General features: G+C 65.3%; 27 protein-coding genes. 15 read left to right on the top strand and 12 right to left on the bottom strand.

Features of this window, described 5'->3' with window-relative positions; translation table 11 throughout:
- Window positions 1–44: 44 nt before the first annotated feature.
- A complete protein-coding gene (locus tag GGD62_RS36455; protein ID WP_177237385.1) occupies window positions 45–914 on the bottom strand; it encodes a methyltransferase domain-containing protein in 870 nt (289 codons plus the stop codon).
- Window positions 915–1,059: 145 nt separating this feature from the next.
- Between GGD62_RS36455 and GGD62_RS36450 the strand changes: the two genes are divergently transcribed.
- From GGD62_RS36450 to GGD62_RS36435, 4 genes are read left to right on the top strand one after another with little or no spacing between them, the layout of a single operon-like run.
- On the top strand, window positions 1,060–1,869 hold the full coding sequence (locus GGD62_RS36450; RefSeq protein ID WP_179732200.1) for a ComF family protein: 810 nt from the start codon (window positions 1,060–1,062) through the stop codon (window positions 1,867–1,869).
- Window positions 1,870–1,904: 35 nt separating this feature from the next.
- On the top strand, window positions 1,905–2,180 hold the full coding sequence (gene grxC, locus GGD62_RS36445) for a glutaredoxin 3 (RefSeq protein WP_018320549.1): 276 nt from the start codon (window positions 1,905–1,907) through the stop codon (window positions 2,178–2,180).
- Complete coding sequence (locus GGD62_RS36440) at window positions 2,177–3,055, top strand: carbon-nitrogen hydrolase family protein (RefSeq protein ID WP_018320548.1); 879 nt, start codon at window positions 2,177–2,179, stop codon at window positions 3,053–3,055. Before grxC ends, GGD62_RS36440 begins: the two co-directional genes overlap by 4 nt.
- Window positions 3,052–3,534, top strand: a complete 483-nt coding sequence (locus tag GGD62_RS36435) for a DUF1178 family protein (RefSeq protein WP_018320547.1) — start codon at window positions 3,052–3,054, stop codon at window positions 3,532–3,534. Before GGD62_RS36440 ends, GGD62_RS36435 begins: the two co-directional genes overlap by 4 nt.
- Here the strand turns inward: GGD62_RS36435 and GGD62_RS36430 are convergent.
- The 4 genes from GGD62_RS36430 to GGD62_RS36415 all read right to left on the bottom strand — a co-directional run bounded on the left by GGD62_RS36430 (window position 3,531) and on the right by GGD62_RS36415 (window position 6,529).
- Window positions 3,531–4,430, bottom strand: a complete 900-nt coding sequence (locus tag GGD62_RS36430; protein WP_018320546.1) for an EamA family transporter — start codon at window positions 4,428–4,430, stop codon at window positions 3,531–3,533. The genes GGD62_RS36435 and GGD62_RS36430 overlap by 4 nt on opposite strands.
- A gap of 461 nt (window positions 4,431–4,891) precedes the next feature.
- Entirely contained in the window at window positions 4,892–5,173 is a 282-nt protein-coding gene (locus GGD62_RS36425; RefSeq protein ID WP_183237823.1) for a GIY-YIG nuclease family protein, read from the bottom strand.
- A gap of 100 nt (window positions 5,174–5,273) precedes the next feature.
- Complete coding sequence (ubiG, locus tag GGD62_RS36420) at window positions 5,274–6,047, bottom strand: bifunctional 2-polyprenyl-6-hydroxyphenol methylase/3-demethylubiquinol 3-O-methyltransferase UbiG (RefSeq protein ID WP_018320544.1); 774 nt, start codon at window positions 6,045–6,047, stop codon at window positions 5,274–5,276.
- Window positions 6,048–6,061: 14 nt separating this feature from the next.
- Entirely contained in the window at window positions 6,062–6,529 is a 468-nt protein-coding gene (locus GGD62_RS36415) for a PH domain-containing protein (RefSeq protein ID WP_018320543.1), read from the bottom strand.
- A 149-nt stretch (window positions 6,530–6,678) separates the two neighbouring features.
- Between GGD62_RS36415 and GGD62_RS36410 the strand changes: the two genes are divergently transcribed.
- The 3 genes from GGD62_RS36410 to prfA all read left to right on the top strand — a co-directional run bounded on the left by GGD62_RS36410 (window position 6,679) and on the right by prfA (window position 11,720).
- Complete coding sequence (locus GGD62_RS36410) at window positions 6,679–7,935, top strand: aspartate kinase (protein WP_018320542.1); 1,257 nt, start codon at window positions 6,679–6,681, stop codon at window positions 7,933–7,935.
- Between the two features lie 374 nt (window positions 7,936–8,309).
- Entirely contained in the window at window positions 8,310–10,577 is a 2,268-nt protein-coding gene (gene ptsP / locus GGD62_RS36405) for a phosphoenolpyruvate--protein phosphotransferase (protein WP_018320541.1), read from the top strand.
- A 57-nt stretch (window positions 10,578–10,634) separates the two neighbouring features.
- Window positions 10,635–11,720, top strand: coding sequence for a peptide chain release factor 1 (prfA, locus tag GGD62_RS36400; protein WP_018320540.1), 1,086 nt, complete (start codon window positions 10,635–10,637; stop codon window positions 11,718–11,720).
- A gap of 8 nt (window positions 11,721–11,728) precedes the next feature.
- Here prfA and GGD62_RS36395 read toward each other — a convergent pair whose 3' ends face one another.
- Both GGD62_RS36395 and GGD62_RS36390 read right to left on the bottom strand, forming a co-directional pair.
- Complete coding sequence (locus GGD62_RS36395) at window positions 11,729–12,199, bottom strand: MarR family winged helix-turn-helix transcriptional regulator (RefSeq protein WP_018320539.1); 471 nt, start codon at window positions 12,197–12,199, stop codon at window positions 11,729–11,731.
- Window positions 12,200–12,320: 121 nt separating this feature from the next.
- On the bottom strand, window positions 12,321–12,800 hold the full coding sequence (locus GGD62_RS36390; RefSeq protein ID WP_246800427.1) for a hypothetical protein: 480 nt from the start codon (window positions 12,798–12,800) through the stop codon (window positions 12,321–12,323).
- A gap of 390 nt (window positions 12,801–13,190) precedes the next feature.
- Between GGD62_RS36390 and GGD62_RS36385 the strand changes: the two genes are divergently transcribed.
- From GGD62_RS36385 to GGD62_RS36370, 4 genes are all read left to right on the top strand, one after another.
- Window positions 13,191–14,525, top strand: a complete 1,335-nt coding sequence (locus GGD62_RS36385) for a substrate-binding protein (RefSeq protein WP_018320537.1) — start codon at window positions 13,191–13,193, stop codon at window positions 14,523–14,525.
- A 104-nt stretch (window positions 14,526–14,629) separates the two neighbouring features.
- Window positions 14,630–15,505, top strand: a complete 876-nt coding sequence (locus GGD62_RS36380) for a branched-chain amino acid ABC transporter permease (RefSeq protein ID WP_026202378.1) — start codon at window positions 14,630–14,632, stop codon at window positions 15,503–15,505.
- An 11-nt stretch (window positions 15,506–15,516) separates the two neighbouring features.
- A complete protein-coding gene (locus GGD62_RS36375; RefSeq protein ID WP_183713281.1) occupies window positions 15,517–17,355 on the top strand; it encodes an ABC transporter permease subunit in 1,839 nt (612 codons plus the stop codon).
- Window positions 17,352–18,050: an ABC transporter ATP-binding protein gene (locus GGD62_RS36370; protein ID WP_018320534.1), complete on the top strand. Its 699-nt coding sequence runs from the start codon at window positions 17,352–17,354 to the stop codon at window positions 18,048–18,050. The genes GGD62_RS36375 and GGD62_RS36370 overlap by 4 nt, the downstream gene beginning before the upstream one ends.
- Before the next feature lie 26 nt (window positions 18,051–18,076).
- Here the strand turns inward: GGD62_RS36370 and GGD62_RS36365 are convergent, their stop codons facing one another.
- A complete protein-coding gene (locus GGD62_RS36365; protein WP_018320533.1) occupies window positions 18,077–18,502 on the bottom strand; it encodes an HIT domain-containing protein in 426 nt (141 codons plus the stop codon).
- A 90-nt stretch (window positions 18,503–18,592) separates the two neighbouring features.
- Between GGD62_RS36365 and prmC the strand changes: the two genes are divergently transcribed.
- Window positions 18,593–19,489: a peptide chain release factor N(5)-glutamine methyltransferase gene (gene prmC, locus GGD62_RS36360; protein WP_183713278.1), complete on the top strand. Its 897-nt coding sequence runs from the start codon at window positions 18,593–18,595 to the stop codon at window positions 19,487–19,489.
- A gap of 462 nt (window positions 19,490–19,951) precedes the next feature.
- Window positions 19,952–20,740, top strand: coding sequence for a DUF4167 domain-containing protein (locus tag GGD62_RS36355; RefSeq protein WP_018320531.1), 789 nt, complete (start codon window positions 19,952–19,954; stop codon window positions 20,738–20,740).
- A gap of 90 nt (window positions 20,741–20,830) precedes the next feature.
- Here the strand turns inward: GGD62_RS36355 and GGD62_RS36350 are convergent, their stop codons facing one another.
- Window positions 20,831–21,577, bottom strand: a complete 747-nt coding sequence (locus GGD62_RS36350; protein ID WP_018320530.1) for a methyltransferase domain-containing protein — start codon at window positions 21,575–21,577, stop codon at window positions 20,831–20,833.
- A 108-nt stretch (window positions 21,578–21,685) separates the two neighbouring features.
- On the opposite strand from GGD62_RS36350, the gene gloB reads away from it, so the two are divergent.
- Window positions 21,686–22,453, top strand: a complete 768-nt coding sequence (gene gloB / locus GGD62_RS36345; protein WP_183713275.1) for a hydroxyacylglutathione hydrolase — start codon at window positions 21,686–21,688, stop codon at window positions 22,451–22,453.
- Window positions 22,454–22,533: 80 nt separating this feature from the next.
- A complete protein-coding gene (locus GGD62_RS36340) occupies window positions 22,534–22,956 on the top strand; it encodes a cupin domain-containing protein (protein ID WP_018320528.1) in 423 nt (140 codons plus the stop codon).
- Between the two features lie 48 nt (window positions 22,957–23,004).
- Here GGD62_RS36340 and GGD62_RS36335 read toward each other — a convergent pair whose 3' ends face one another.
- From GGD62_RS36335 to GGD62_RS36325, 3 genes are all read right to left on the bottom strand, one after another.
- Window positions 23,005–23,874 (bottom strand): DMT family transporter, encoded by an 870-nt coding sequence (locus tag GGD62_RS36335; RefSeq protein WP_183713273.1) that lies wholly within the window; start codon window positions 23,872–23,874, stop codon window positions 23,005–23,007.
- Between the two features lie 114 nt (window positions 23,875–23,988).
- Window positions 23,989–24,714, bottom strand: coding sequence for an acetoacetyl-CoA reductase (gene phbB, locus GGD62_RS36330; RefSeq protein WP_018320526.1), 726 nt, complete (start codon window positions 24,712–24,714; stop codon window positions 23,989–23,991).
- A gap of 253 nt (window positions 24,715–24,967) precedes the next feature.
- The gene (locus GGD62_RS36325) at window positions 24,968–26,146 is read right to left on the bottom strand and encodes an acetyl-CoA C-acetyltransferase (protein WP_026202376.1); all 1,179 of its coding nucleotides are present in this window, start codon (window positions 26,144–26,146) and stop codon (window positions 24,968–24,970) included.
- Between the last annotated feature and the right edge of the window lie 113 nt (window positions 26,147–26,259).

The following is a 26,259-nucleotide window of genomic DNA, read 5'->3' as shown; positions in this document are numbered from 1 at the left end:
CCGGGTTCTCGCTGCGCGAGCCCCGGAATGACGGTGCTAGTAGCCTAAGTCTTCCCCGCCTTCTTCACCGCCTCCGCCAGACTCGCTTTCGCCGATCCCGGCTTCAGCGGCTGCTGCTGGCTCGCATGCGGGGCCCAGCCGGAGAGCCAGATGATGTCGAAGGTGGCGCGGATGCGGCCGTCGGCATCGGCAAAGCGCTCAGTGTAGATCTCGGCCATCCGCAGCAGCGTCGCGCGCCGGCTCGGTGTTCGCCGCCGCTCGATCAGCACATTGGCAGCACCCATGCGCCGGAGATCCTGCATCAGCGCGAATGCGTTGGAATAGCGCACCACGACGCGGTCGACATCGGTCACCGGCAGCGCAAAGCCCGCCCGCTGCAGCAACGCGCCGATGTCGCGCAGATCCGCGAACGGCGCGACGCGCGGCGACACGCCGCCCTCGCATTCGGCTTCCGCGGCGGCAAAGGCCTGGCGGAGCTCGGTCAGGCTGTCGCCGCCGATCATCGCGGCGAGCAGCAGGCCATCCGGCTTGAGCGCGCGGCGGATTTGCGCGAACACGCCCGGCAGATCGTTGACGAATTGCAGCGCCAGCGCGGACACGACGAGATCAAGGCTTTCGGGCGCGAAGGGCAGCACCTCTGAACCCGCAGCATCAAGCGCGATCCGCTGGAGGGAAGGCAGCCGCGCACGCAATTCCGCCAGCCCCTCACCGGGCGTCCAGAGATCGGCCGGGGCGTGAAACTCCCGCATCACCGCAGCCAACCGGTCGGACATGTCCTCGGCAACACGATCGAGCAGGAAGCTCACGGCATCTTGCGCCTGCGCACGCCGCTGCCGCGCGTGCAGCAAGGCGCGATCGAACAACGCGGGCGGGGTTTGCGGGGTCTGGGCCATGCCGCTGGTTACGCCGATCATGCAGGTCATTGCAATCTCCCCTCTCGTGTCCCGGACGCGCCGCAGCGCCCCTGGCGATGCTTCGCATCGCCGGCGTGGCGCTGCAGATTCGGGGCACGAGAATGAGTCGCTTGAGCGCCGCCAAGCGGAACGCTAGCCTTCCCGCATGGACGCCAACGCCGCCCCCACCCGTTCCCTCGCCGCCCCCTTCCGGGCGGCATGGACGGCCGGCCGCCACGCGCTGTCGCGCGCGGCACGGCTCGCGCTCGACATCGCGCTGCCGACGCAGTGCGTATCCTGCCGCGAACCGGTCGAGGGCGAGGGCGTTTGCGCTTCGTGCTGGGCGCGGCTGTCATTCATCGAGCGGCCCTATTGCCCGCGGCTCGGCATTCCCTTCGTCTATGATCCCGGCCCCGACATGCTGTCGATGGAGGCGATCGCGAGCCCGCCGGCCTACCAGCGCGCCCGCGCAGCGGTGCGCTATGACGACGTCGCGCGCACTCTGGTGCATGCGCTGAAATACCAGGACCGCACCGATCTGGCGCCCGCCATGGGCCGGTGGATGGCGCGCGCGGGCGGCGAGCTGCTGGCGGGGGCCGACATGCTGGTGCCGGTGCCCCTGCATTGGCGGCGGGCCTGGCGCCGCCGCTACAACCAGTCCGGGGCCCTGGCGCAGATCATCGAGCGGCAGAGCGGGGTCAAGGCGAGGGCTGAGGTGCTGCGCCGGGTGCGCGCCACCGAGCAGCAGATCGGCCTGTCGCGGGCCCAGCGCGCCACCAATGTGCAGGGCGCGTTCCAGGTATCCCCCGACCGTCAGGCCGAAATCCAGGGCCGCCGCATTGTCCTGATCGACGACGTCCTGACGTCGGGGGCGACGCTGGATGCCTGCGCGCGGGTCCTGCTCCGGGCCAAGGCCGCCCAGGTCGACGTGCTGGTCTTCGCCCGGGTTGTCGAGAGCGGCCCCCGTCCCATATAATTCAATGACTTCATGACATGAGAGCGTCGGACGCCATGACTTCTGCTGTCGAGATCTACACCAGGCCGGGCTGCGGCTATTGTTCCGCGGCGAGGTCCCTGCTGACCCGCAAGAAGGCAATCTTTACCGAATTTGACGTCGCCAAGAACCCCTCCTGGCGGGAGGAGATGTACGACCGCGCCGGCGAGGGCTCGACGTTCCCGCAGATCTGGATCGGTGGAACTCATGTCGGCGGCTGCGACGATCTCTACGCACTCGACCGCGAAGGCAAGCTTGACGGCATGCTGGAAGGTGTGAAGGCCAACTCATGAGCGAGAACCGCACATTTACGGCCGCCATGGTGCAGATGCGCACGGGTCTGATGCCCGGGCCGAGCCTCGAACAAGCCACGAAGCTGATCCGGCAGGCGGCGGCCAATGGCGCCGACTACGTGCAAACGCCTGAAGTCAGCAACATGATGCAGCTGAACCGCAAGGCCCTGTTCGAGCATCTGCAGAGCGAAGAGGACGACACTTCGCTGAAGGCCTACCGGGCGCTCGCGGCGGAACTGAAGATCCATCTCCATGTCGGCTCGCTGGCGCTGCGCTTCTCGGCCGAAAAGGCGGTCAACCGCTCCTTCCTGATCGGGCCCGAGGGCAACGTGCTCGCGAGCTACGACAAGATCCACATGTTCGATATCGAGCTGCCGGACGGCGAGAGCTATCGCGAATCCGCCAACTACCAGCCGGGCGAAACCGCGGTGATCTCCGATCTGCCCTGGGGCCGCGTGGGCTTGACGATCTGCTACGACGTGCGCTTCCCCGCGCTCTACCGCGCCCTCGCCGAGAGCGGCGCTTACTTCATCACCGTCCCGTCCGCCTTCACCCGCAAGACCGGCGAAGCGCACTGGCATGTGCTGCTGCGCTCGCGCGCGATCGAGACCGGCTGCTTCATTTTCGCAGCTGCCCAGGCAGGCACCCACGAGAACAAGCGCGAGACCTATGGCCATTCGCTGATCATCGATCCCTGGGGCGAGATCCTCGCCGAAGGCGACGTCGAGCCCGGCATCATCATGGCCCAGATCGACCCCGCCAAGGTCGAGACCGCACGCCGCGCGATCCCCTCGCTCCAGCACGGCCGCCGCTTCGGCGTGTCCGATCCCAAGGCCGGGCCGGATCATTTGCACCTCGTGCGGGGATCAGCATGATCCGCTACGCGCTCCATTGCGATCGAAACCACGCGTTCGAGAGCTGGTTCCAGAGCTCGTCGGCCTATGATTCGCAAGTGAAGCGCAAGCTCGTGACCTGCCCGATCTGCGGATCCGCCAAGGTCGACAAGGCGATCATGGCCCCGCGCATCGTCGGCAAGAAGGGCCGCGGGCGCGCGACGCCGCCGCCGGAAGCGACCACTACTCCCACGCCCGAGGCCGCGCCATCAGGTCCGACCTCGCTGTTGATGGCGCAGGAGAAAGAGCTGCGCACGAAGTTGAAGGAGCTGCGCGATCACATCGTGAAGAACGCCGACAATGTCGGCGAGCGCTTCGCCAACGAAGCTCGCGCGATGCATTACGGCGACAAGGAGCACCGTCCGATCTACGGCGAGGCCTCGCCGGAGGAGGCGAAGTCGCTGATCGACGAGGGCATCGAGGTGTCGCCGCTGCCGACATTGCCGGAAGACCGGAACTAGGCCCCCACCAGCACCGCCACACCGATGATGATCAGCGCGATACCTGCAAGCTCGCGTGGTGCGATCGGCTGCTTGAACGAATAATACGCCACCGCTTGCGCGAACAGCACCTCGATCAGAGCGAGCGTGCGGACATTGGCGGCGGCCGTCAGCGCGAACGCCAGGAACCAGAATTGTGAGGCGAAGGCGCCCATGAAGCCGGCCAGCATCGACGGCTTCCACAGGCCGAGGATCGCCTGCAGCACCTTTGGCGCGCGCCAGAGCAGATAGATCGTCAGCACAAGCGTCTGCACGAACAGGCCGAGCACCAGCGTGAACGAGGCCGAGGTCACGAAGGAGACGCCGGGCACGTTGATGATCGCGCCGCGAAAGCCAACCGCAGACAGCGCGAACGCGGCAGCCGCAACGAGGCCGGTGATGGTCGGCTTCAGTTCGGCGAAACTCTTCTCGCCGCCGGGCCTGAGCGCGGTGATGACGACGCCGACGGTCGCGATCACGATCGCCAGCACCTTCAGCCAGGTCAGGTGATCGCCGAGGAAGACGAAACCGAAGATCGCGGTCTGGATCGCCTCGGTCTTCAGATACGCCGTCGTCACCACGAAGGAGCGGTCGTTCATGGCGAGCAGCATCAGGCCGGTGGCGACGATCTGGCTGAGCGCGCCGAGCAAGAGCCACGGCCAGAACACGGTCGGCGGCATGCCCAGATGATCGCCGGTGGCGACCAGCACCACGCCGAGGAACAGCACCGAAAACGGGAAGCCGAACAGGAAGCGGATATTGGTCGCGCCCCAGGTCCCCAGCGGCTTCGTCAACGACCGCTGCATCGCATTGCGCGCGACTTGGCCGAGCGCAGCAACGAGGGTGAAGGGAATCCAGAGGCTGGCGATGGTGAGCATGGGGTGGGGCGGGCATTAGCGGGAAATAACTGCGGCCAACCTGCAAGTTGAGGCCAGCGCGGTCAACCGCACGGACGTCATGGGAGCGATGCTCTCGCCACAAACTCGGTGTCGTCCCTGCGCACGCAGGGACCCATAACCCCAGGGAGAAGTCTTGCGACGACTGCCAGCCCGCGCATCTCGCACCGTCCGCCACCGATAGATTCCGCGGTATGGGTCCCTGCGTTCGCAGGGACGACAGCGTTCGCTTGGCGGCGTCACACGGTCAAACCAAGAGATCGCTGAGGTCACGTCACAAACTCCGCCGTCGTCCCTGCGCACGCAGGGACCCATAACCCCAGGGAGAAGTTTTGTGAGAGCTGCTAACCCGCCCACCCAACACCGCTCGCTACCGATAGATCACGCGGTATGGGTCCCTGCGTTCGCAGGGACGACAGCATTTTCTAGGCCGCGTCACACCGTCAAACCAACAGATCACTTAGATCCCGCCACTCGGGGTTCTCCCGCTCGATCAGCTCGATCTTCCAGTCGCGCTTCCGGCGCTTGAGCTGTTTTTCGCGGGCAATCGCTTCTTCCGCTCGCTCGAAGGATTCGGTGTAGACGAGGCGGTGCACGCCGTAGCGCTTGACGAACTCCGAGCCCTTGCCGGCGCGGTGCTGCTCCAGGCGTTTCTGGAGAGAGTTGGTTACGCCGATGTAGAGCGTCCCATGATGGCGGCTGGCGAGGATGTAGTCGTAGTACATGCTCGGGGCGCCTGATTGGGCTAACTAGACGGGCCTGTGGCTATGGGTCCCTGCTTTCGCAGGGACGACACCGGCAGAGGACTCGCAACTCGCATCTCACTCACACCATCCCTTCCGCCACCACCATGTAGTTCACGTCCATGTCCGACGAGAGCGTCCATTTGTCGGCGAAGGGTGAGTAGACCACGCCGGTCTGCTCGGTGATGACGAGGCGGTTGTCGAGCAGGTATTTTGTCAGCTCGTCGGGGGTGACGAACTTATTCCATTCGTGGGTGCCGCGCGGCAGCCAGCGCAGGACGTATTCGGCGCCGACAATGGCGAGCGCGAAGCTCTTCCAGTTGCGGTTCAGCGTCGAGACCACCATGAGGCCGTTCGGCTTCAGCATCGCGGCGCAACGCTTCAGGAAGACGCCGACATCGACGACGTGCTCGACCACTTCCATCGCCAGCACAATGTCGAAGCGCTCGCGCGGGTCGATCTCCTCCACCGTGGTGCAGCGGTAGTCGATCGCAAGATGGCCCTTGTCGGCGTGCAGCTTGGCCGCGGCGATGTTGCTCTGGGAAGGATCGACGCCGATGACCTGCGCTCCGAGCCGCGACAGCGGCTCGCACAACAGGCCGGCGCCGCAGCCGATGTCGAGCACGCGAAGCCCGCCGAGGCAGTTGAGGCTGCGCACGTTGCGCTCGAATTTGCGGCAGGCGGCGTCGCGGATGTAGCCGAGCCGCAGCGGGTTGATCCGGTGCAGCGGCGCCATCTTGCCGTTGGGGTCCCACCACTCCGCCGAGAGTTTCGAGAACTTTGCGATCTCGGCGGCGTCGACGGTCGAGCCCGGCTGCGGGCTGACGGAGAGGGAAGTATTTTGCTGCATGCTCATGGTTACGCGCGGTCCTACCGCGTGGTGATCGAACTACGGAAGGCGAGCGGCGAGGCGATGGTCCGGATGGTTTCGCGACCTTCGCCGACGCCGTTGATGGTCACGTCGCCGTAGTTGAGAATACGTCCAAGAATCGTCTGATTGACATCGACGCTCTCGACCTTGTCCAGCGCCATCTCGAAGGTGCGGCGCTTGATGAAGCCGGTCTTGTGCACAATCCTGAGATTGGTGACGTCGGTCTCGGTGGTGAAGCGATGGAACCAGCCCTTCACGGTCCAGAACAGGGCCGCCAGAGCCACCACGCCCGAGGCGATGAGACAGAGAATCAGGAGCCCATTGACCGTGGTCTGCCCTGACAGGACGAACAGGGCGAAAGCCGCGATCCAGGCCAGGATGGCCGGAAAATAGAAAATCCAGTGCGCATTGGTCGAATACAGCACCCGCTCGCCGGGCTGCAGGATTTCGTCAATATAGCGCGCCATAACCTCTGATAACCCATTGCCCGGATTGGCCGCAGCAGGAACCCGCTTGCCCCCGGCCCCGCCCCTCTGTATACGCGCGGTCGGGTGCCCGCAGCATCGTCTCGCGCGGGCCACCATACTGATCCCTTTGAAGGAATGCACGCGTCGTCATGAGCCGCCTCGTGATGAAATTCGGCGGCACATCCGTCGCCAACATCGAACGTATCCGCAACGTCGCACGCCATGTGAAGCGTGAGGTCGACGCGGGCCACGAAGTGGCCGTGGTCGTCTCGGCGATGTCCGGGAAAACCAACGAGCTGGTGGCCTGGTGCACCGAGGCCTCGCCGATGCACGACGCGCGCGAATACGACGCCGTCGTCGCCTCCGGCGAACAGGTGACATCCGGCCTGCTTGCCATCGCGCTCCAGGGCATGGGCATCCAGGCCCGCTCCTGGCAGGGCTGGCAGATCCCGATCAAGACCAGCGATGCTCACGCCTCGGCCCGGATCGAGGACATCGACGGCAGCGAGATCATCAGCCGTTTCAAGGATCGCAAGGAAGTCGCGGTCATCGCCGGCTTCCAGGGCATCAATCCGGAGACGGGTCGCATCACCACGCTCGGCCGCGGCGGCTCGGACACCTCGGCCGTGGCGATCGCCGCCGCCGTCAAGGCCGACCGCTGCGACATCTACACCGATGTCGATGGCGTCTACACAACCGACCCGCGAATCGTGCCGAAGGCCAAGAGGCTCGACAAGATCGCATTCGAAGACATGCTGGAACTGGCCTCCCAGGGCGCAAAAGTGCTCCAGGTCCGCTCGGTGGAACTCGGCATGGTCCACAACATGCCGATCTTCGTCCGCTCGAGCTTCGACAAGCCCGAGGATATCGACCCGCATGCCAACCAGCCGCCCGGCACGCTGATCTGCAGCGAGGAGGAGATCATGGAAAGCCACGTCGTCACTGGTATCGCCTTCTCCAAGGACGAGGCCCAGATCTCGGTGCGCCAGATCGAGGACAAGCCGGGCGTTGCGGCGTCGATCTTCGGCCCGCTGGCGGATGCCAACATCAATGTCGACATGATCGTGCAGAACGTCTCCGAGGACGGCAAGACCACCGACCTCACCTTCACGGTGCCGGCGGCCGACTATACCCGCGCCAAGGACACGATTACCGCCGCCAAGGGCAAGATCGGCTATGCGCGGCTCGATACCGCCACCGATGTCGCCAAGATCTCGGTGATCGGCAGCGGCATGCGCAGCCATGCCGGCGTCGCTGCCCAGGCGTTCTCGGCCCTCGCCGGACGGAATATCAACATCCGGGCCATTACAACCTCCGAGATCAAATTCTCGGTTTTGATCGACACCGCCTATACCGAGCTTGCGGTGCGCACCCTGCACACGCTCTACGGTCTCGATCAGGCCTGAAACGCGACCATCGTCGCGCTTCAGGCTGTTGTTTGAGCATGGTCTTTCCGGAAAACAGCTTCGCACTTTCCGGACCATGCCTGGACTAATTTTCTCTTAGCGGTCGCAGCAAACGCGAAGGTGTACACACCTTCGCGTTTGGCAGGCGTTTTGCTTGGCAAAACAAGCCTCAATTCGCTATACGGCGAACAGGGTGGGCTGCCGCAGACTGTGTCCCAGTTCGGGGCGGCGCTGATTCGGTGCAGGCGCTAAATCTCAAGGGGATTTTGGGCTTGTGCCGGCGCCGGACAAACAATTTGGTTGTTTTTCTGGAATTTTAGGCCAGCCGCCGGCCGATACCGCCGGGCCAGGCAGACGGAGGAGATTGACGGGACATGCGGAGCGCGTCGGGAGGTCCCCGCGTCTTGTTGAGACGGCTCCGCGAAACCATGGCGGAGCAGGTCTCGGCCCAGGAGCGGCTGGACAAGATCGTGGTGCTGATCGCCGCCAACATGGTGGCCGAGGTGTGCTCGGTCTACGTGCTGCGCATCGACAACACGCTGGAGCTCTACGCCACCGAAGGTCTCAACCGCGAGGCGGTGCACCACACCGTGCTGAGCGCCCATGAGGGCCTGGTCGGCCTCGTCGCCAGCGAGGCGACGCCGCTCAATTTGAGCGATGCGCAGAGCCACCCGGCCTTCTCGTTCCGCCCGGAGACCGGCGAAGAAATCTACCACTCCTTCCTCGGCGTGCCGATCCTGCGGGCCGGCAACACGCTCGGCGTGCTGGTGGTGCAGAATCGCGCCAAGCGCAATTATGTCGAGGAAGAGCTCGAGGCGCTGCAGACCACCGCCATGGTGCTGGCCGAGCTGATCGCCTCCGGCGAGCTCTCCGCGCTGGCCCAGCCGGGCCAGGAGCCCGCGGCGCGCCATTCCGCGCAGAAGGTCGGCGCCATCCTGTCGGAGGGCATCGCGCTCGGCCATGTCGTGCTGCATGAGCCGCGCGTCGTCATCAAGGACTACATCGCCGAGGACCTGCCCAAGGAAATCAAGCGGCTCGACACCGCGCTGGCCAAGCTCCGGGCCGATCTCGACCGCATGCTGGAGCGCGGCGACGTCGCCGAGGGCGGCGAGCATCGCGAGGTGCTGGAAGCCTATCGCATGTTCGCCAACGACCAGGGCTGGTCGCACAAGCTGCATGAGGCGGTCGCCACCGGCCTTACCGCGGAAGCCGCCGTCGAGCGCGTGCAGTCCGACACCCGCGCGCGCATGCTGCGCTCGACCGACCCCTACTTGCGCGACCGGCTGCACGACCTCGAGGATCTCGGCTACCGCCTGATGCGGCAGCTGGTCGGCCAGGACCACGCGCCCTCGCGCGAGCAGCTGCCCGACAACGCGATCGTCATCGCGCGCGCGATGGGCCCGGCGGCGCTGCTCGACTATGACCGCAAGCGCCTGCGCGGCATCGTGCTGGAGGAAGGCACCGCCAACTCCCACGTCTCGATCGTGGCGCGCGCGCTCGGCATTCCTGCCGTTGGCGAGGTGCCGAACGCGCCCGGCATCGCCGATCCGGGCGACGCCATCATCGTCGACGGCACCTCCGGTTCGATCTATGTGCGTCCCTCGCAGGAAGTCGAGGCGGCCTTCGCCGAGCGCGTGCGCTTCCGCGCCCGCCGCCAGGCGCAATATCTGGCGCTGCGCGACCTGCCCTGCGTCACCAGGGACGGCCAGAAGGTCGAGCTGATGATCAACGCAGGTCTTGCCATCGACCTGCCGCATATCGAGGACACCGGCAGCGCCGGCATCGGCCTGTTCCGCACCGAGCTGCAATTCATGGTCGGCCAGAGCCTGCCGCGCACCAGCGACCAGCTGGCGCTGTATCGTACCGTGCTCGATGCGGCCGGCACCAAGCCCGTCACCTTCCGCACCCTCGACATCGGTGGCGACAAGGCGCTGCCCTATATGGAAGCGGTGATCGAGGAAAATCCCGCGCTCGGCTGGCGCGCGATCCGGCTCGGGCTCGATCGTCCCGGCCTGCTGCGCGGCCAGATCCGTGCGCTGCTGCGCGCCGGTGGCGGCCGCGCGCTGCGCATCATGTTCCCGATGATCTCGGAGGTCGCCGAATTCGATTCGGCGAAGGCGCTGGTCGAACGCGAGCTCACCTATCTGCGCCAGCACGGCCATACGCTGCCGGAGCGTATCGACATCGGCACCATGGTCGAGGTGCCCGCTTTGCTCTATCAGCTCGACGAGCTCCTGAAGAAGGTCGACTTCATCTCGGTCGGCTCCAACGATCTGTTCCAGTTCCTGTTCGCGGTCGACCGCGGCAATGCAAAAGTCTCCGAGCGCTTCGACACCATGTCGGCGCCGATCCTGCGCGCGCTGCGCGAGATCGCACGCAAGTCACAGGCGGCGAAGAAGTCGCTCTCGCTCTGCGGCGAGATGGCGTCCAAGCCGCTTGGCGCACTGGCACTGATTGCGCTGGGCTACCGCTCGCTGTCGCTGTCGGCAACCGCACTCGGCCCCGTCAAGGCCATGGTCATCGACCTCGATGCCAAGAAGGCCGAAGCCGTGCTCGGCCCGCTCCTGGACGCGCCGGCGGGCAGCGTCTCGATCCGGCAGAAACTGACGGAATTTGCCGAGGCCGAAGGCCTGGCATTGTAGCGGGCCTGTCGCTGCTCCCTGCCGCCTCGCCTCCTTCCGCCATTTGAGACTGAACCGATGTCGTCACTCCCCGAAGCCAAACTGGACGTCCTCCTTGCACATCATGCCTCTCTTGAGGCCGAATCGCTGGGGCAGCTCGCCTCCGAGCGCTATGTGCAGATCACGCGCGAGCTCGCCGAGATCACCCCGCTGATCGAGGCGGTGAAGGCCTATCGTGCCGCGGTCAAGGAGCTCGCCGACACCGAGGCGCTGATCGCCGATCCCGCGACCGATGCCGAGATGCGCAGCATGGCGGAAGCCGAACGCGACGAGCTGACGCCGAAAATCGAGGAGCTGGTCCAGAAGATCCGGGTCGCGCTGCTGCCCAAGGACGCCATGGACGACCGCAACGTGGTGCTGGAAATCCGCGCCGGCACCGGCGGCGACGAGGCCTCGCTGTTTGCTGGCGACCTGTTCAGGATGTACGAGCGCTTCGCTGCCTTGCAGGGCTGGAAGGTCGAGGTGATCTCGGCCAGCGAAGGCACCGTCGGCGGCTACAAGGAAATCATCGCGGAGGTGCAGGGCCGCGGCGCGTTCTCGAAGCTGAAGTTCGAATCCGGCGTGCATCGCGTGCAGCGCGTGCCGGACACCGAGACGCAGGGGCGCATCCACACTTCGGCCGCGACGGTGGCCGTGCTGCCGGAGGTCGAGGACGTCGACGTCGACATCAAGAACGACGATTTGCGCATCGAGACCATGCGCGCGCAAGGAGCCGGCGGTCAGCACGTCAACAAGACCGAATCGGCGATCCGCATCACCCACATTCCGACCGGCATCGTGGTGATGATGCAGGACAGCCGCTCGCAGCACAAGAATCGTGCCTCGGCCATGAACATCCTGCGCTCGCGCATCTACGACGCCGAACGCCAGCGCGTCGATGCGGCACGGTCGGCCGAGCGCAAGGAGAAGGTCGGCTCAGGCGACCGCTCCGAGCGCATCCGCACCTACAATTTTCCGCAAGGGCGCGTCACCGACCATCGCATCAACCTGACGCTCTACAAGCTGCCGCAGGTGATCGCAGGCGAAGCGCTCGGCGAGTTGACCGACGCGCTGACCACCGAGCACCAGGCCGCGCAGCTCGCCGCACAGGGCGCGGCGGCCTGATCCCTGCCTCAGCGCACCTTTGCCAGGAACGATCGCAGGATCTTGCCCAACGCGGGTGCAGCGGCGCTCAGCTCGTCCAGGTGAATGCGCGAAAGCGAGCGCAGCTTCTGCTCACCCTTGGCCGTTAGCTTGACCAGGACGCGCCTTGCATCCTCGGGATCGGCCTCCCGAGCGATCAGCTTCAACTTCGCCATGCGGTCCACCAGCTCCACCGCCGTATGGTGCCGGATCAGGAGGAAGCCGGCGATGTCGCCGACGCTGGCGCCGTTGGGGTCGGCCAGCCCCTTGATCGCCAGCAGTGCCTGGTGCTGCTGCGGCGTCAACCCGGCGTTCTGGGCCGCCGCTTCGCTGAAGGCGAGGAAGGTGCGCAGCTGGTAGCGGAATTGGGCGAGCGCCGCGTAGTCAGCCTCGCGCATCGCGCCGCCCCTCGAGGGCGCAGCGCGCGCCGTGCGTCCGGTCTTCCGCTTCGCGTCAGCCATCCCGTGCCTTTCGACCGCCGCCCGCCGGCGGAGCGGGCGCTGCCGAGACTAGCAAGGAAGGCCGGGCGGAACCACCGACGGGCCTGGCAGATGCACAAATATAGGAGGCCTTGCAACCCTGCTATTCGAAGTTCGAGAGCAGGATCTTCACCAGGATGACCTGAAATGCGATCGGAATACGAACGCTCTTCCGCCTGATCGAGCGCTGGAGTGCACTGGCGATCTCGGCGCTGGTCAAGGCGCCTTCGGATGCATTCGTGATCAACTCGCCCCACATCTGCGACAGCGAGCCGCCGGGCGGGATCACCGGCTTGATGGTCACGCCGCAACCCTGCGCCCAGTCGACGATCTCCCGCATGGTGTGAGGACCGCAATTGCGCGTCGTCGCAAGCCGCTCCGCCGTCAGCGCGAGCAGCAGCTCGCGCGAGGGCGACCAGGTCCCCTTCGGCGGCTGCTCGCCGGTGAGCTCGACCGCGAGCTCCTTCAGGACATTCTGGGCCCGCACGCTCAGTCTCTGCATCGGCACCGGCGTGCGCTTGGCCTGAACGGAGCCGACGGCCGGCCCTCGCTGACCGGCGGACCGGCCACGCGGCTCCGGCATGCGCGAGGCATCGCCGGGCTGCGGCGATGCGCGCTGGTCGCTCCCCTCCCCGGCAGGCCACGCCGCCTCCTGCAGCTCCGCCTCTTGCGGCCAGGATCGTCGCTTCCGGGTACCCGCTACTGTCGTCTGCCGCGGCATCTCTCTCGCCGAACCCGCCAATCTCGTACTCACAAAGACTAATATATATCGTGATCCGATATGTTTTCACGCGATAATTTTCATCGTTCGACCAAAGGCGAAATTGACAGAAGGTGTTCACGAGCAATGTTTACGTCCAGGAGCTACACGCGGATGTGACGTGCCCGGTGCAGGCAGGCCCTTCGAGGCCGGTTGCCGCCGGACAGGTCGTCTTTTGCCTGCAAACAAGAACGATATCCGGAGGAAACGATCATGACGGACCATCTCATTCGCCGTGGCCTCTCGCGCCGCGGCCTGCTCCAGACCACGGCAGGCCTCATCGGCGGCTCGGTGCTGCCTGCGATGCCGGCCTTCGCCGAGGACAAGCCGGCGATCGGCTCCTATCCCGCGGGCGTTTCGGGTTCCACCGCCTTCATCGGCATCTCGGTGCCGCGCACCGGCACCTATGCCGTGCAGGGCGAGGACGAGCTCAAGGGCTATCAACTCGCGATCGAGCACATCAACGGCGGTCACGACCTGATCAAGAAGATCTCGCCGAAGACCAGCAAGGGCGTGCTCGGCAAGGAGCTGAAATTCGGCGTCGCGGATTCCGCGGCCAAGCCCAACGAGGCGGTGCAGGCGCAGCAGCGCTTCATCAGCGAGAACAAGGCGATCATGATCACCGGCGGCACCTCGAGCGCCGTTGCGGTCGCGCTGAACAAGCTCGCCCAGCGCGAGAAGGTGATCTTCGTCTGCGGCATCTCCGGCTCGAACGACACCACCGGCAAGGACTGCGTCCGCTACGGCTTCCGCCAGAACTTCTTCGGCCAGACCGCCGCGGCGGCGATCGGCCCCGTCATGGTCAAGGAGTTCGGCAAGGGCAAGAAGGCTGCGTATCTCACGCCTGATTACACCTACGGTCACACCGTCACCAAGTCGATGCAGGACTTTCTTGCGACCGCCGGCTGGACCACCGTCACCAACCAGGTCGCGCCGCTCGGCGCGCCCGATTATTCCTCCTATCTGCTGAACGTCGCGAATTCCGGCGCCGACGTGCTGATCAACGTCAACTGGGGCCACGACGCGGTGCTGTCGACGCAGCAGGCCAAGCAGTTCGGCGTGCTCGACAAGATGAAGCTGGTCGTCCCCTACCAGGTGCCCTTCATCGCGCGCGAGACCGGCGGGCTGATGCAGGGCGTCTACGCCGCCACCGACTATTGGTGGACGCTCGAGGACAAATTCCCGCTCGCCAAGATGTTCAACGAAGCCTTCGAGAAGAAGTACGGCTACAAGCCGGAATGGGGCGCGGAGAACGCCTATGTCAGCTTCGCACACTGGGCCCGCATGTGCGAGCAGGCCGGCAGCTTCAGCCCGCCCGACGTGATCAAGGCCTATGAGAAGGGCGAGACGCTGCCGTCCCTGGTCGGCGACGTGCATTACCGCCCCGAGGACCATCAGTGCGTCCGCCCGGTGATCATCGTCAAGGGCAAGCAGCAGAAGGACATGAAGACGAAGGAAGATTGGTACGATGTGGTCGAGGTCGTCCCGGGCGAAGGCTTGATGCAGAAGCCGGACGCCTTCGGCTGCCATCCCGGCGACTACAGCTGAGCTCGCGCTAACCCCCTGTGACGCCGTAGGTCGCTTCCGGCTCCTGCGGCGTCACCCATTTTTTGCGCATCGCCGGAACGCGCCGCCACAACCGTGATCCCTGCATGATTAGTTGGCCCAACCTCGTCTCGCAGCTCTTCAACGGGCTCGCGCTTGGCGCGCTGCTCGCGCTGATCAGCTCCGGCCTGACCATTATCTACGGCACGCTCGGCGTGCTCAACCTCGCGCATGGCGCGATGTTCATGATCGGCGGCTATGCCGGATTCGTCGCCTACCAGTACACGGAATCGTTCATCCTCGCCGTGATCGCCGGCTCGCTGTTCGTGATGCTGCTCGGCGTTGCGATGGAACGCGTCATCATCCGCCATTTCTATCATCGGCCGCACGAGGATCAGTTGCTCGTGACTTTCGGGCTCGGCATCTGCTTCGTCGAGATCATCCGGCTGATCTTCTCCAGCCAGTCGCAGCTGGTCCCGCCGCCGGCGATATTCCAGGGCATCACCAATCTCGGCTTCATGTTCTATCCGACCTACCGCCTCGCGGTGGTCGGCATCGTCGCGATCGCGCTCGGCGCGCTGTTCATCATCCTCTACCGGACAAGGCTCGGCATGATCGTGCGGGCCGGCATCGAGGACTCCGTGATGGTGGATTCGCTCGGCATCAATGTCTACCGGGTCTTCATGGTGGTGTTCGGCATCGGCGCGATGGCCGCCGGCTTTGCCGGCATCGTCAACGCGCCGGTAGTGTCGCTGACACCGGGCATCGGTGACGACATCCTGGTCCAGACCTTCGTGGTGGTGGTGATCGGCGGCGTCGGCTCGTTCCCAGGCGCCATCCTGGGCGGCCTGATCGCCGGCGAGATCATCAGCGTCACCTCCATGTTCAACCCCGGCTACGCCTATGTGATGCTGTTTGCGGCAATGACGCTCGTGCTCGTGGTGCGACCGCATGGCCTGCTCGGCGTCCAGGGCCGCGAGTAAGTGATCTCCTGATGCTCAAGCAACGCCCCTTCCTGATCGAAACACTGACGGCGATCGGCCTGATCGTGGCTCCCTTCGTGCTGCCCCATCTCGGCTTCGCGCCCAACACCGTGAACCGGATCCTGGTCTGGGGCCTGTTCGGCCTCGGCTTCGACATCCTGTTCGGATTCACCGGCCTGCTGTCGTTCGGCCAGTCCGCCTTCTACGGCACCGGCGGCTTCGTCGCGGCCTACCTCCTGACCCGCGCCGGCTTCGGCAACGTGCTGGGCGCGCTGATCATCGGCATGATCGCGGCGGCCGCGACCGGCTACCTGATCGGCCTGATCGCGCTCCGCCGCACCGGTATCTACTTCGCCATGATCACGGTCGCGATCGCGGAAGTGTTCTTCTTCGTCGAGTTCAATCCGCTCTCCGACTTCACCGGCGGCGAGAACGGCCTGCCGGGCGTGCCAACGCCGAGCTTCAATCTCGGCTTCACCACCCTCCACTTCACCAACGGCTGGTCGCTCTACCAGTTCATCGCACTGTGCTATTTCATCGGCGTCATCATCGCGCTGAGGATCGTGCGCTCCCCGGTCGGCGCCATTTTCAGCGCGATCCGCGACAATCCGCTGCGCGCCACCGCGGTCGGCCACAACATCCATGGCTACAAGCTAACTGCTTTCGTGATCGCAGCGGCCTATGCGGGGTTTGCCGGCGGCCTGCTCGGCGTGCTCCAGGCCTTCATGCCACCCGACGCCTTCACCTTCGACACGTCCGGCCAGCTCGTGATGCAGACCGCCATTGGTGGCCGCGGCACATTGTTCGGGCCTCTGGTCGGCGCGACCGTCTGGCTGTTCCTCCAGGATTTCCTGCAATCCGCGCTGGGCTTGGGTGCCGCCTGGAAGCTGGTGCTTGGCGTCGTGTTCGTGCTGCTGGTCTGCTTCCTGCGCGGCGGCATCATCGGCGGTCTTGCGGACCTTTATCGCCTCCTCTCCGGCAGGCGTAAGCGGAGCGATACGGAGGCCGAGCCGGACACTGACACGACACTGCACCTAGCGCCCGCGCCGATGCAGGCCAAGGAGGTCGCGCACCCCGCTTATTCCGGGCCGATCCTGAAAGCCACCGGCCTCACCAAGCGCTATGGCGGCCTCGTCGCCAACAGCGACATCGATTTCAGCGTCAATCAAGGCGAGCTGCGCGGCATCATCGGCCCCAACGGCGCCGGCAAATCGACCTTCTTCAAGATGCTGACCTGCGAGATCGCGCCGACCTCCGGCCAGATCGTGTTCGAGGGACGTGACATCACGGGATTGAAGGTCACCGAGGTTTGCCAGCTCGGGCTCACCAAGAGCTATCAGGTCAATCAGCTCTTCACCGGGCTGACGGTGCGGCAGAACCTGACGATCGCCGCGCTCGCCGAGCTGCGCGGCAAGTTCCGACTCGATCTCTTCCGCAAGCTCTCCGGCGTCAAGGGCCTGACCGAGCAGGTGGAGCATACGCTGGCGCTGGTCAACCTGACCCGCCGCGCCGACACGCCGGTCGCCGAACTCGCCTATGGCGAGAAGCGCCGGCTCGAGATCGGGCTCGCGCTCGCGACCTCGCCGCGCCTGCTGCTGCTCGACGAGCCGCTCGCGGGCATGAGCCCGCGTGAGCGGGTCGAGACCGTCAAGCTGCTCAAATCGATCGCGCGCGGCCGCACCATGATCATCATCGACCACGACATGGATTCGCTGTTCGAGCTGGTCGAGCGCGTCACGGTGCTTCAGGAGGGCAAGGTGCTGCTCGACGGCACGCCGGAGGAAATCCGGACCAACGCCGCGGTGCAGGAAGCCTATCTCGGCGGCGTGAATGGGGAGATCGCCGCATGAGCCTGATCGAGGTCAACGGCCTGAACAGCTATTACGGGGATTCCCACATCCTGTTCGACGTCGCCATGCACGTCGAACGTCACGAGGTGGTGGCGCTGCTCGGCCGCAACGGCGCCGGCAAGAGCACGACTCTGAAGAGCCTGATGGGCGTCGTGACGCCGCACAGCGGCAGCGTGAAATTCGACGGTATCGATATCGCCGGACGCAGGAGCCACAGAATCGCGCAGGCGGGCATGCAGCTCGTGCACGAGGAGCGGCGCATCTTCGGCAGCCTGTCGGTGGAGGAAAATATCGTCCTTGCCGGGTTCACCGCGCCGAAACGCTGGCCGCTCGACCGCATCTACGAGATGTTTCCGCGGCTGAAGGAGCGACGCAACAACCGCGGCACCGAGCTCTCCGGCGGCGAGCAGCAGATGCTCGCGATTGCGCGGGCGCTGGTGCGCGATCCCAAGATCGTGCTGCTGGACGAGCCGTTCGAGGGGCTCGCGCCCGTCATCGTCCACGATCTCGTCAAGGCCTGCCGGGAGCTGGCGGCGGCCGGCCAGACCATCGTGCTGGTCGAGCAGAATCTGGCGGCGACGCTGGCGCTGGCGAGCCGGATCTACATCATCAACAACGGCCACATCGTGCACGAAGGTCCGGCGCAGGAGCTCAAGGCCCAGCCGGAGCTGCTGCAGCGCTACCTCGGCGTTTAGTCGGCCGCCGAGCTCGGCTGTCAGGTTCAGCCGCCGAGCGCTGCGATCATCCGTTTGGCATGATCGGCGAGCACAGCCATATCTTCCTTGCGCGTCTGCGCCGGCAAGAGGTCGACGCCGGCCCTGACAGGCATGACGTGCATGTGCAGGTGAAGCACCACCTGCCCGCTGGCCGGCTCGCTGAACTGCTGGAGGATGATACCCTCCGCGTCAAACGCCTTCATCGCCGCAATCGCGATTCGCTTGGCCGTCCGGGCGACGGCGGCAAGATCGTCCTCCGCAATATCCAGGATGCCGCGCGCCGGCGCCCGCGGAATCACCAGCGTGTGCCCGGGCGCGCGCGGCATGATGTCGAGGAAGGCCAGGCTGCGTTCGTCCCTGAAAACCTCGAAGCAGGGTATCTCGCCGCGCAGGACCTTTGCGAAGACGTTCTGATCGTCATAGGCCGTCATGGACCCCTCCACGCTTGCGAGGCGCGATCAAACGCGCTCCTTTCCGTTGACGCAAGCGAGCCGGCCGATCTATCCACGATGCCAGGCAGGATGGCTCCATTGGCGACAAATATCTATCCCGGACATAATGTCGAGAGTGCCCGGCGCGCGCTTGCGGCACGGCTGCAAGCGGCCGGCATCGAGGAGGCGGCCCTCGATGCGCGCCTGCTCGTCGGCGCCGCGCTGGAGCTCGATCTGACCGGCATGGTGACGCAGGCATCGCGACAACTCACGCCTGAGGAGACCACGCAGCTCGAACGATACGCGCAACGCCGGCTCGCGCATGAGCCGGTCGCCCGCATTCTCGGCGTGCGAGACTTCTGGGGCATGCCGTTGCGGTTGTCCGAGGCGACGCTGGTACCGCGGCCGGATACCGAGACCGTCGTCGAACTGGCGCTCGAGATCTTCCGCGAGCTGGCGATATCGGGCCGGCGCCCGCGAATCGCCGATATCGGCGTCGGATCGGGCGCCATTCTGCTCGCATTGCTGTGGGAGATTCCCGACGCGTTCGGCGTCGGTACCGATGTCAGCCCGACGGCGCTCGATACGGCGCGCGACAATGCGGCCGCCCTCGGCCTCGCCGGCCGCGCCGGCTTCGTCGCCTGCTCCTATCTGACGGCGCTGCGCGGCCCGTTTGACCTCATCGTTTCGAACCCGCCCTACATTCCCTCCGCCGAAATTCCGAGACTGAGCATCGAGGTGCGCGACCACGATCCGCATCTGGCGCTCGACGGCGGCAATGACGGATATGACGCCTATCGCGCCCTCATCCCGCAGGCCGCCGAGCGTCTCGCCCCCGGCGGAGCGCTGATCGTCGAGGCCGGACAGGGGCAGGCCAGAAATATTGAAACCTTGATGATAGCTGGCGCGTTAACGGTGGACAGGCCACCCAAGGCCGACCTGGCGGGCATTCCGCGGGCCGTTTCGGCCCGAAAAATGCCTCCATAAAAGCCGGATTGGCTTGCAAAAAGCTCTTGGAATATCCCTTGGGAACGACTACGTTCCGATCAACACATCGGTGCCGGCCCCGTAGACCTACGGGCGAAAGCCGGGCTCTCGGGCGAGAGCTTTACTGATAAAGGTTCCAAGCCGCAGGTCCTGTGAAGCGCGATAGCCAGTGGAGCTGCGCTGCTCTCCGACCGCAAAAGTGAACGAAAGCCTGATATTGCGCTTGAAGACTTACGCAACACAGCTGGGCTTGTTTCGGCAGGCAAAATGAATGGGTTCGCTGGCGATCAGTGCTGGCGGGTGGGGAACGCGTCCTTGTTGAACGCGACGGTCGACGAACATCGGCAGGGTTCGATCCGCTCTTGCGCGCGGTGCGCGCGAGCGATGTGAACCGCTGTCACCAGGTCACTCCTGGCAATCAGTAATGCGTGCAACGTTTAGGGCTGGAATTAAAGGCAGGACATGAGAAACGGTCAGAACAAGCAGCGGATGCGCAACCGCAACAATAACAATAACAACAACAACCGGCGCAGCCAGAACCCGATGACCCGGGTCTACGAGTCCAACGGACCCGACATCAAGATCCGCGGCACCGCCTCGCACATCGCTGAAAAGTATCTCCAGCTCGCACGCGACGCGCGCTCCTCCGGCGACCCCGTTGCAGCCGAGAACTACTACCAGCACGCCGAGCATTATTTCCGCCTGATCGCCGCGGCCCAGGAACAGTTCCGCCAGAACCAGCAGCCGCGCGGTGACGAGCCGATCAGCAGCAATAGCGACGACGGCGACGACGACGGCGAGAATTTCTCGAATTTCGGCCAGGAGCCGGGCTTCGTCCCGCAGCCGCAACAGCAGCAGCCCTTCGCGCGCGACCGCGACGGCCAGCGCGATCATCATCAGCGTGATCATCAGCAGCGCGACAACCAGCCCTATCAGCGCGATCAGCAGCAGCCGCGCGAGCACCGCGAGCGCGACCATCGCCCGCAGCCGCAATATCAGCCCCAGCCGCAACCGCAGAATCAGCCGCAGCCCGTCGTCACCGACGCCGGCAGCGTCGATCGCCTGCCCTCCTTCATCACCGGCGCGCAGCCGCAGGTGAACGGCGGCGCGAATGGCGGCCAGGCCGGTTTCGAGGGCGGAGCCGGCGGTGGCGAACGCTATCCGCGCCGGCGGCGCCGGCCGCATGGCCCGCGTCCCGAGCGCGAAGCAGCTCCGGCCGCATCCGGCGATGACCTTGCGCCCAGCGAGTAAGTCTCTTCTGATCGACTGATCTGGAATCGTCCCGGCCTCGCCGGGACGATTTTGTTTTTAACGACCACCGGTCGCGGCAACGCTTGTGACCTAACTGCGCGTCGCCGTCGTCGAAGACGGGACCAGCACGGGCTTCGCGAGCGACGGAATCAGCCGTGCCCGCTCGCGCTTGGCGGGGATCGCGCGGTAGACCTGCTTGGTCGCCTCCACGATATGGACGCCGGCAAAGGGCAGCGACAATGCCGCACCGGCGCGCTCCCACATCTGCGCCGATTTCAGCACCCAGCCGCCGGCATAGGGCGGCATGAACAGCGCCTCGCCCCAGGCGGTCGGCGTGAACCAGGTCTGGCGCAGCAGGTCGGTGATCTGCGAGCGCGAATACGGCCGGCCGTGACCGAACGGCGTGCTGTCGGTGCGGGTCCACACCCCGCGCCGGTTCGGGATCACCGCGATCACGCGCCCGGACGGCGACAGCACGCGCCATACCTCGCGCAGCAGCGCGGCCGGATCGTCCGACATCTCCAGAGCGTGGACCAGCAGGATGCGGTCGACCGCGGCGTCGGGGAGCGGCAGCGAGAATTCGTCGACCAGCGAGGCCAGCGCCGGCCGTCCCGTCGGCCATTTCAGGACGCCCTGGGCCGCCGGCATGAAGGCGAGGCAGCGCTCGGCGTCTTCGCGGAACAGCCCCAGATAGGGCGTGGGATAGCCGAGGCCGAGCACGCGCTGGCCTTCCGCCCTCGGCCAGCGTTCCCTGATGCCGCGATTGATCATTTGCCGCGCCACGATCCCGAGGCGGCGGGAATAGAACTCGCGGAGGTCGACGACGTCGATGGTCATGACGGCAATGTAACATGCGCGAGACCGCCGCCGCGCGCGGAATATTGCATTGCCTGCGCAACGTTAACGCCATATTTGTCTGGCGGGGCTGAGCCCGATGGAGATGACATGGCCGCCGAAATTCGTACTTTCACCTGTTTAAACGACAATTTCGGCTATCTGATCCACGATGTGGAAACCAAGGCGACGGCGTCGATCGACGCGCCTGAGGCCGGCCCCATCCTGGCGGCGCTGGAGCGCGAGGGCTGGCAGCTCACCGACATCCTGATCACCCATCATCACGGCGATCATGTCGGCGGGGTCGCCGAACTCAAGCAGAAATACAACTGCCGCGTCGTCGCGCCGCACGACAAGACCACGAAGATTGCGGACGTCGATCTGCGTGTTGCCAATGCCGACGTGGTCAAGATCGGCAATTTGCTGGCGCGCGTGCTGGAGACGCCGGGTCACACGCTCGACCACATCTCCTACGTGTTCGACACCGAGAAGACGGTGTTCGCCGCCGACACGCTGTTCTCGATCGGCTGCGGCCGCGTGTTCGAGGGCACCTATCCGATGATGTGGGATTCGCTTCTGAAGCTGCGTGCCCTGCCCGACGACTTCAAGCTCTATTGCGGCCACGAATACACGGCCTCCAACGTCAAGTTCGCGCTCACCGTCGATCCCGACAATGCGGCGCTCCAGGCGCGCGTGGCGGAGGTGACGAGGCTCCGGGCCGAGAACAAGCCCACCATTCCCACACTGCTTGGCGACGAGAAGCGGGCCAACGTGTTCCTGCGCGCCGATGAGCCACAGGTCGCGGCGAGGCTGCACATGAAGGGCGCGGATGCCGCCGCGGTGTTCGGCGAGCTGCGCGAGCGCAAGAACAAGTCCTGAAGAACAAATCCTGAAGACCAAGTCCTGAAGACCAAGTCCTGAAGACCAAGTCCTGCAGAAGAAAGTCCTGACTGGAATCGATGCCGACTGCAGCCGAGATCATCGCGCGCCTCGAACTCCGTCCGCATCCCGAGGGCGGCCATTATCGCGAGACATTTCGCGACCAGACCACTGACGCCAACGGGCGTTCGCGCTCGACCCTGATCTACTTCCTGCTCGCACGCGGCGAGCGTTCGCACTGGCATCGCGTCGATGCGGTCGAGACGTGGCACTATTACGCCGGCAGTCCCTTGATGCTGCGCATCGCCCATGACGGCTGCTCGCAGCACCAGGTGCGGCTCGGCACTGACCTTGCGAATGGAGACCGGCCGCAGGCAATCGTGCCGGCACAGGCCTGGCAATCGGCGGAGACGACGGGCGAGTGGACGCTGGTCGGCTGCACCGTGGCCCCGGCATTCGAATTCGCAGGCTTCGAGCTCGCACCACAGGGCTGGGAGCCGTAGGCCCGCACCGTCATTCCGGGTTCGCGCTTCGCACGCCCGGAATGACAATCATCGCTTCCGCAGCACCATATCCTTCGCCGCGATCAAGCCGCCGCCGGCGATCAGGATCGCAGCAATCGCGATGTTGGCGCTGGCCTTGGCAAATCCGGCGGCGATGAGGAAGCCGGTCGAGAGCAGCGGCGTCGCGTAGGAGGCGGCGCCGAGCACGCGGATGTCACCGCGCTTCATGCCGATGTCCCAGGCGTAGAACGCGGCACCGACGGGACCGATGCCCAGCGCGATCACCGAGAGCCATTGCAGCGTGGTCTCCGGCCAGACGGTGGTCTCGAGCAGGCCGTGCATCAGCGCGGCAAGCACGGCGGTGGCCAGGCAGAATCCAGCGACCGCATCGGTCGGAACGGCCTTGAGCCGGCGCGACAGCACCGAATAGGCCGCCCAGACGAACGCAGCGATGAAGGCCGCGGCCAATCCCGGCACCTGCCCGGCCGCGAAGCCGGAGGTGTTGCCGGCGAACAGCAGCACGGTGCCGACGAGGCCGAGCACCGCGCCAACGATGTGATGGAGGGCGAGCCGCTCGCCCGGCAGGAAGGACGAGAACAGAACGATCAAGAGCGGCCACAGATAATTCAGCAAGCCGGCTTCGGCCGGCGGCGCAAAGCGCAGCGCGAGAAAATACAGTGCGTGATAGCCGAACAGGCCGCCGACGCCGACGGCCCAGACGACCAGCGGCTGACGCAGGCTCTTCGCCGCCTCGCCCCGGCCGATCCAGGTGAGCAAGCCGACCAGGCCGCCGATCGCGAAGGTCATCGCGGCGAGCTGGAACGCCGGGATCGTTCCGGTGGCCACCGTCATTACCGACAGCAGCGACCACATCAGGATCGCGGTCAATCCGATCAGCGTGGCTGTGCGCGGGGTCATTGACGAAGGCTCTGAGGACAACGATGCCCGGCACGAGGCCGGGCATTGTCGTCTTCACTATCGCCTTGTCGCGCCTGAAGCTACAGGCTTTTGACCTGAAGATATGGCGCCCTATCAGGCCTGATACTGGCCGCCATTGATGGTCATCGTCGAGCCCGTGATGAAACCGGCCTCGTCAGCCGCCAGGAACACGACCGCGCGGGCAATCTCTTCGGGCTCGCCGAGCCGGCTGACCGGGATCTGCGGGATCACGTTCTTCTCCAGGACGTCCTTCGGCACCGCCTGCACCATTTCGGTGTTGATGTAGCCGGGGCAGATCGCATTGACGGTGATGCCGCCCTTGGCATTCTCCAGTGCGAGCGCCTTGGTGAAGCCGATGTCGCCGGCCTTCGCCGCGGAATAATTGACCTGACCGAACTGCCCCTTCTGGCCGTTGATCGACGAGATCGAGATGATGCGGCCGAACTTGCGCGAACGCATGCCCTCGATGACCTGGCGCGTCATGTTGAACAGCGAGCCGAGATTGGTGTTGATGACCGCGTTCCACTGCTCCAGCGTCATCTTGTGGAAGGCGGTGTCGCGGGTGATGCCGGCATTGTTGACGAGCACCTCGATCGGCCCGAGATCGGCCTCGACCTTCTTCACGCCCTCGGCGCAGGCATCGAAACTACTGACGTCCCATTTGTAGACGGCGATGCCGGTATCGGCCTTGAACTTCTCCGCCGCCGTATCGTTGCCGGCATAGCTCGCCGCAACCTTGTATCCCGCCGCCTTCAGTGCCTTGCTGATCGCAGCACCGATGCCCCGCGTACCACCCGTGACCAATGCAACACGTGCCATGTCGTATTCCTTCCCTTGGACTCTTCGGACGTTTCTGAAGCGATTGTTTTTTAACGTTGGATTATGCGGTTGGTTTGACGGACATCAAGAACAAAACGCCCGGCGTTGAGCCGGGCGTTTGTATTTAGTCGAGGCATGCAAGATTGCGAAGAATATTTGATTTGCAACCGCTGCCTTTTTAGTCGCGTGCAACGCACTCACTGACGTGTGCAGCGCACGCGCAAACCGCGCGTAAGCTACGCGTCAGCTATCTTCAGTCGCGCGCGATGCACATTGCGATGCCCATGCCGCCGCCGATGCACAGCGTGGCGAGGCCCTTCTTCGAATCGCGCTTCTGCATCTCGTGCAGCAGCGTCACCAGCACGCGTGCGCCGGACGCGCCGACCGGATGACCGATCGCGATCGCGCCGCCGTTGACGTTGACCTTGGAGGTGTCCCAGCCGAGATCCTTGTTGACGGCGCAGGCTTGCGCCGCGAAGGCCTCGTTGGCCTCGATCAGGTCGAGATCGCCGACATTCCAGCCGGCCTTCTTCAGCGCGGCGCGCGAGGCCGGGATCGGGCCGGAGCCCATGATCTTCGGATCGACGCCGGCCTGCGCCCAGGACACGATCCGCGCGAGCGGCTTCTTGCCTTCCTTGGCGGCCTGTTTGGCGGTCATCAGCACCACGGCGGCGGCGCCGTCATTGATGCCGGATGCCGAGCCCGCGGTGACCGTGCCGTCCTTCTCGAAGGCGGGCTTGAGCTTGGCCATGCCGTCGAGCGTGGCGCCATGACGCGGATATTCGTCGGCGCTGACGACGATGTCGCCCTTGCGGGTCTTGATGGTGACGGGGACGATCTCGTCGTTGAACTTGCCGGCCTTCTGCGCCGCTTCGGCCTTCTGCTGCGAGGCGACCGCGAACTCGTCCTGCTGGGCGCGGGTGATCTGCCACTGCCGTGCGACGTTCTCGGCGGTGTTGCCCATGTGGTAGCCGTTGAAGGCATCCCACAGGCCGTCCTTGATCATGGTGTCGACGAACTCGACGGCACCCATCTTGACGCCGCCACGCAGATACTGGGCGTGCGGGGCCATGCTCATGGATTCCTGGCCACCGGCGACGACGATTTCGGAATCGCCGTTGAGCAGCGCCTGGTAACCGAGCGCGACCGTGCGCAGGCCCGAGCCGCAAAGCTGGTTGACGCCCCAGGCCGGGCTCTCCACCGGAATACCGGCGGCGATCGAGGCCTGGCGGGCCGGGTTCTGGCCCTGGGCGGCGGTCAGGATCTGCCCCATGATGACTTCCGAGACCCGGCCGGGCTCGATGCCACCGCGCTCCAGCGCGGCCTTGATGGCGACGGCGCCGAGATCGTGGGCGGGAAGGGTCGCGAACGCTCCGTTGAAGCTTCCGACCGGGGTGCGGGCGGCGCTGACGATGACGACATCGTCTGACATGGGCATCTCCTGAGGCTTGAGGTTTCTTGAAAGGGGGCAGGCGGGGCTTTGAGAAAACGGCTCGCCAGTCTCGTCAGCCATCCTGTTAACGTCGTTGAGGCATGTCAATCGGC

The sequence above is a fragment of the Bradyrhizobium sp. ERR14 genome (assembly GCF_014198235.1).
GTDB lineage: Bacteria > Pseudomonadota > Alphaproteobacteria > Rhizobiales > Xanthobacteraceae > Bradyrhizobium.
Note: the sequence above shows the minus strand (reverse complement) of the source record. Positions and strands in the feature narration are given on the sequence as shown.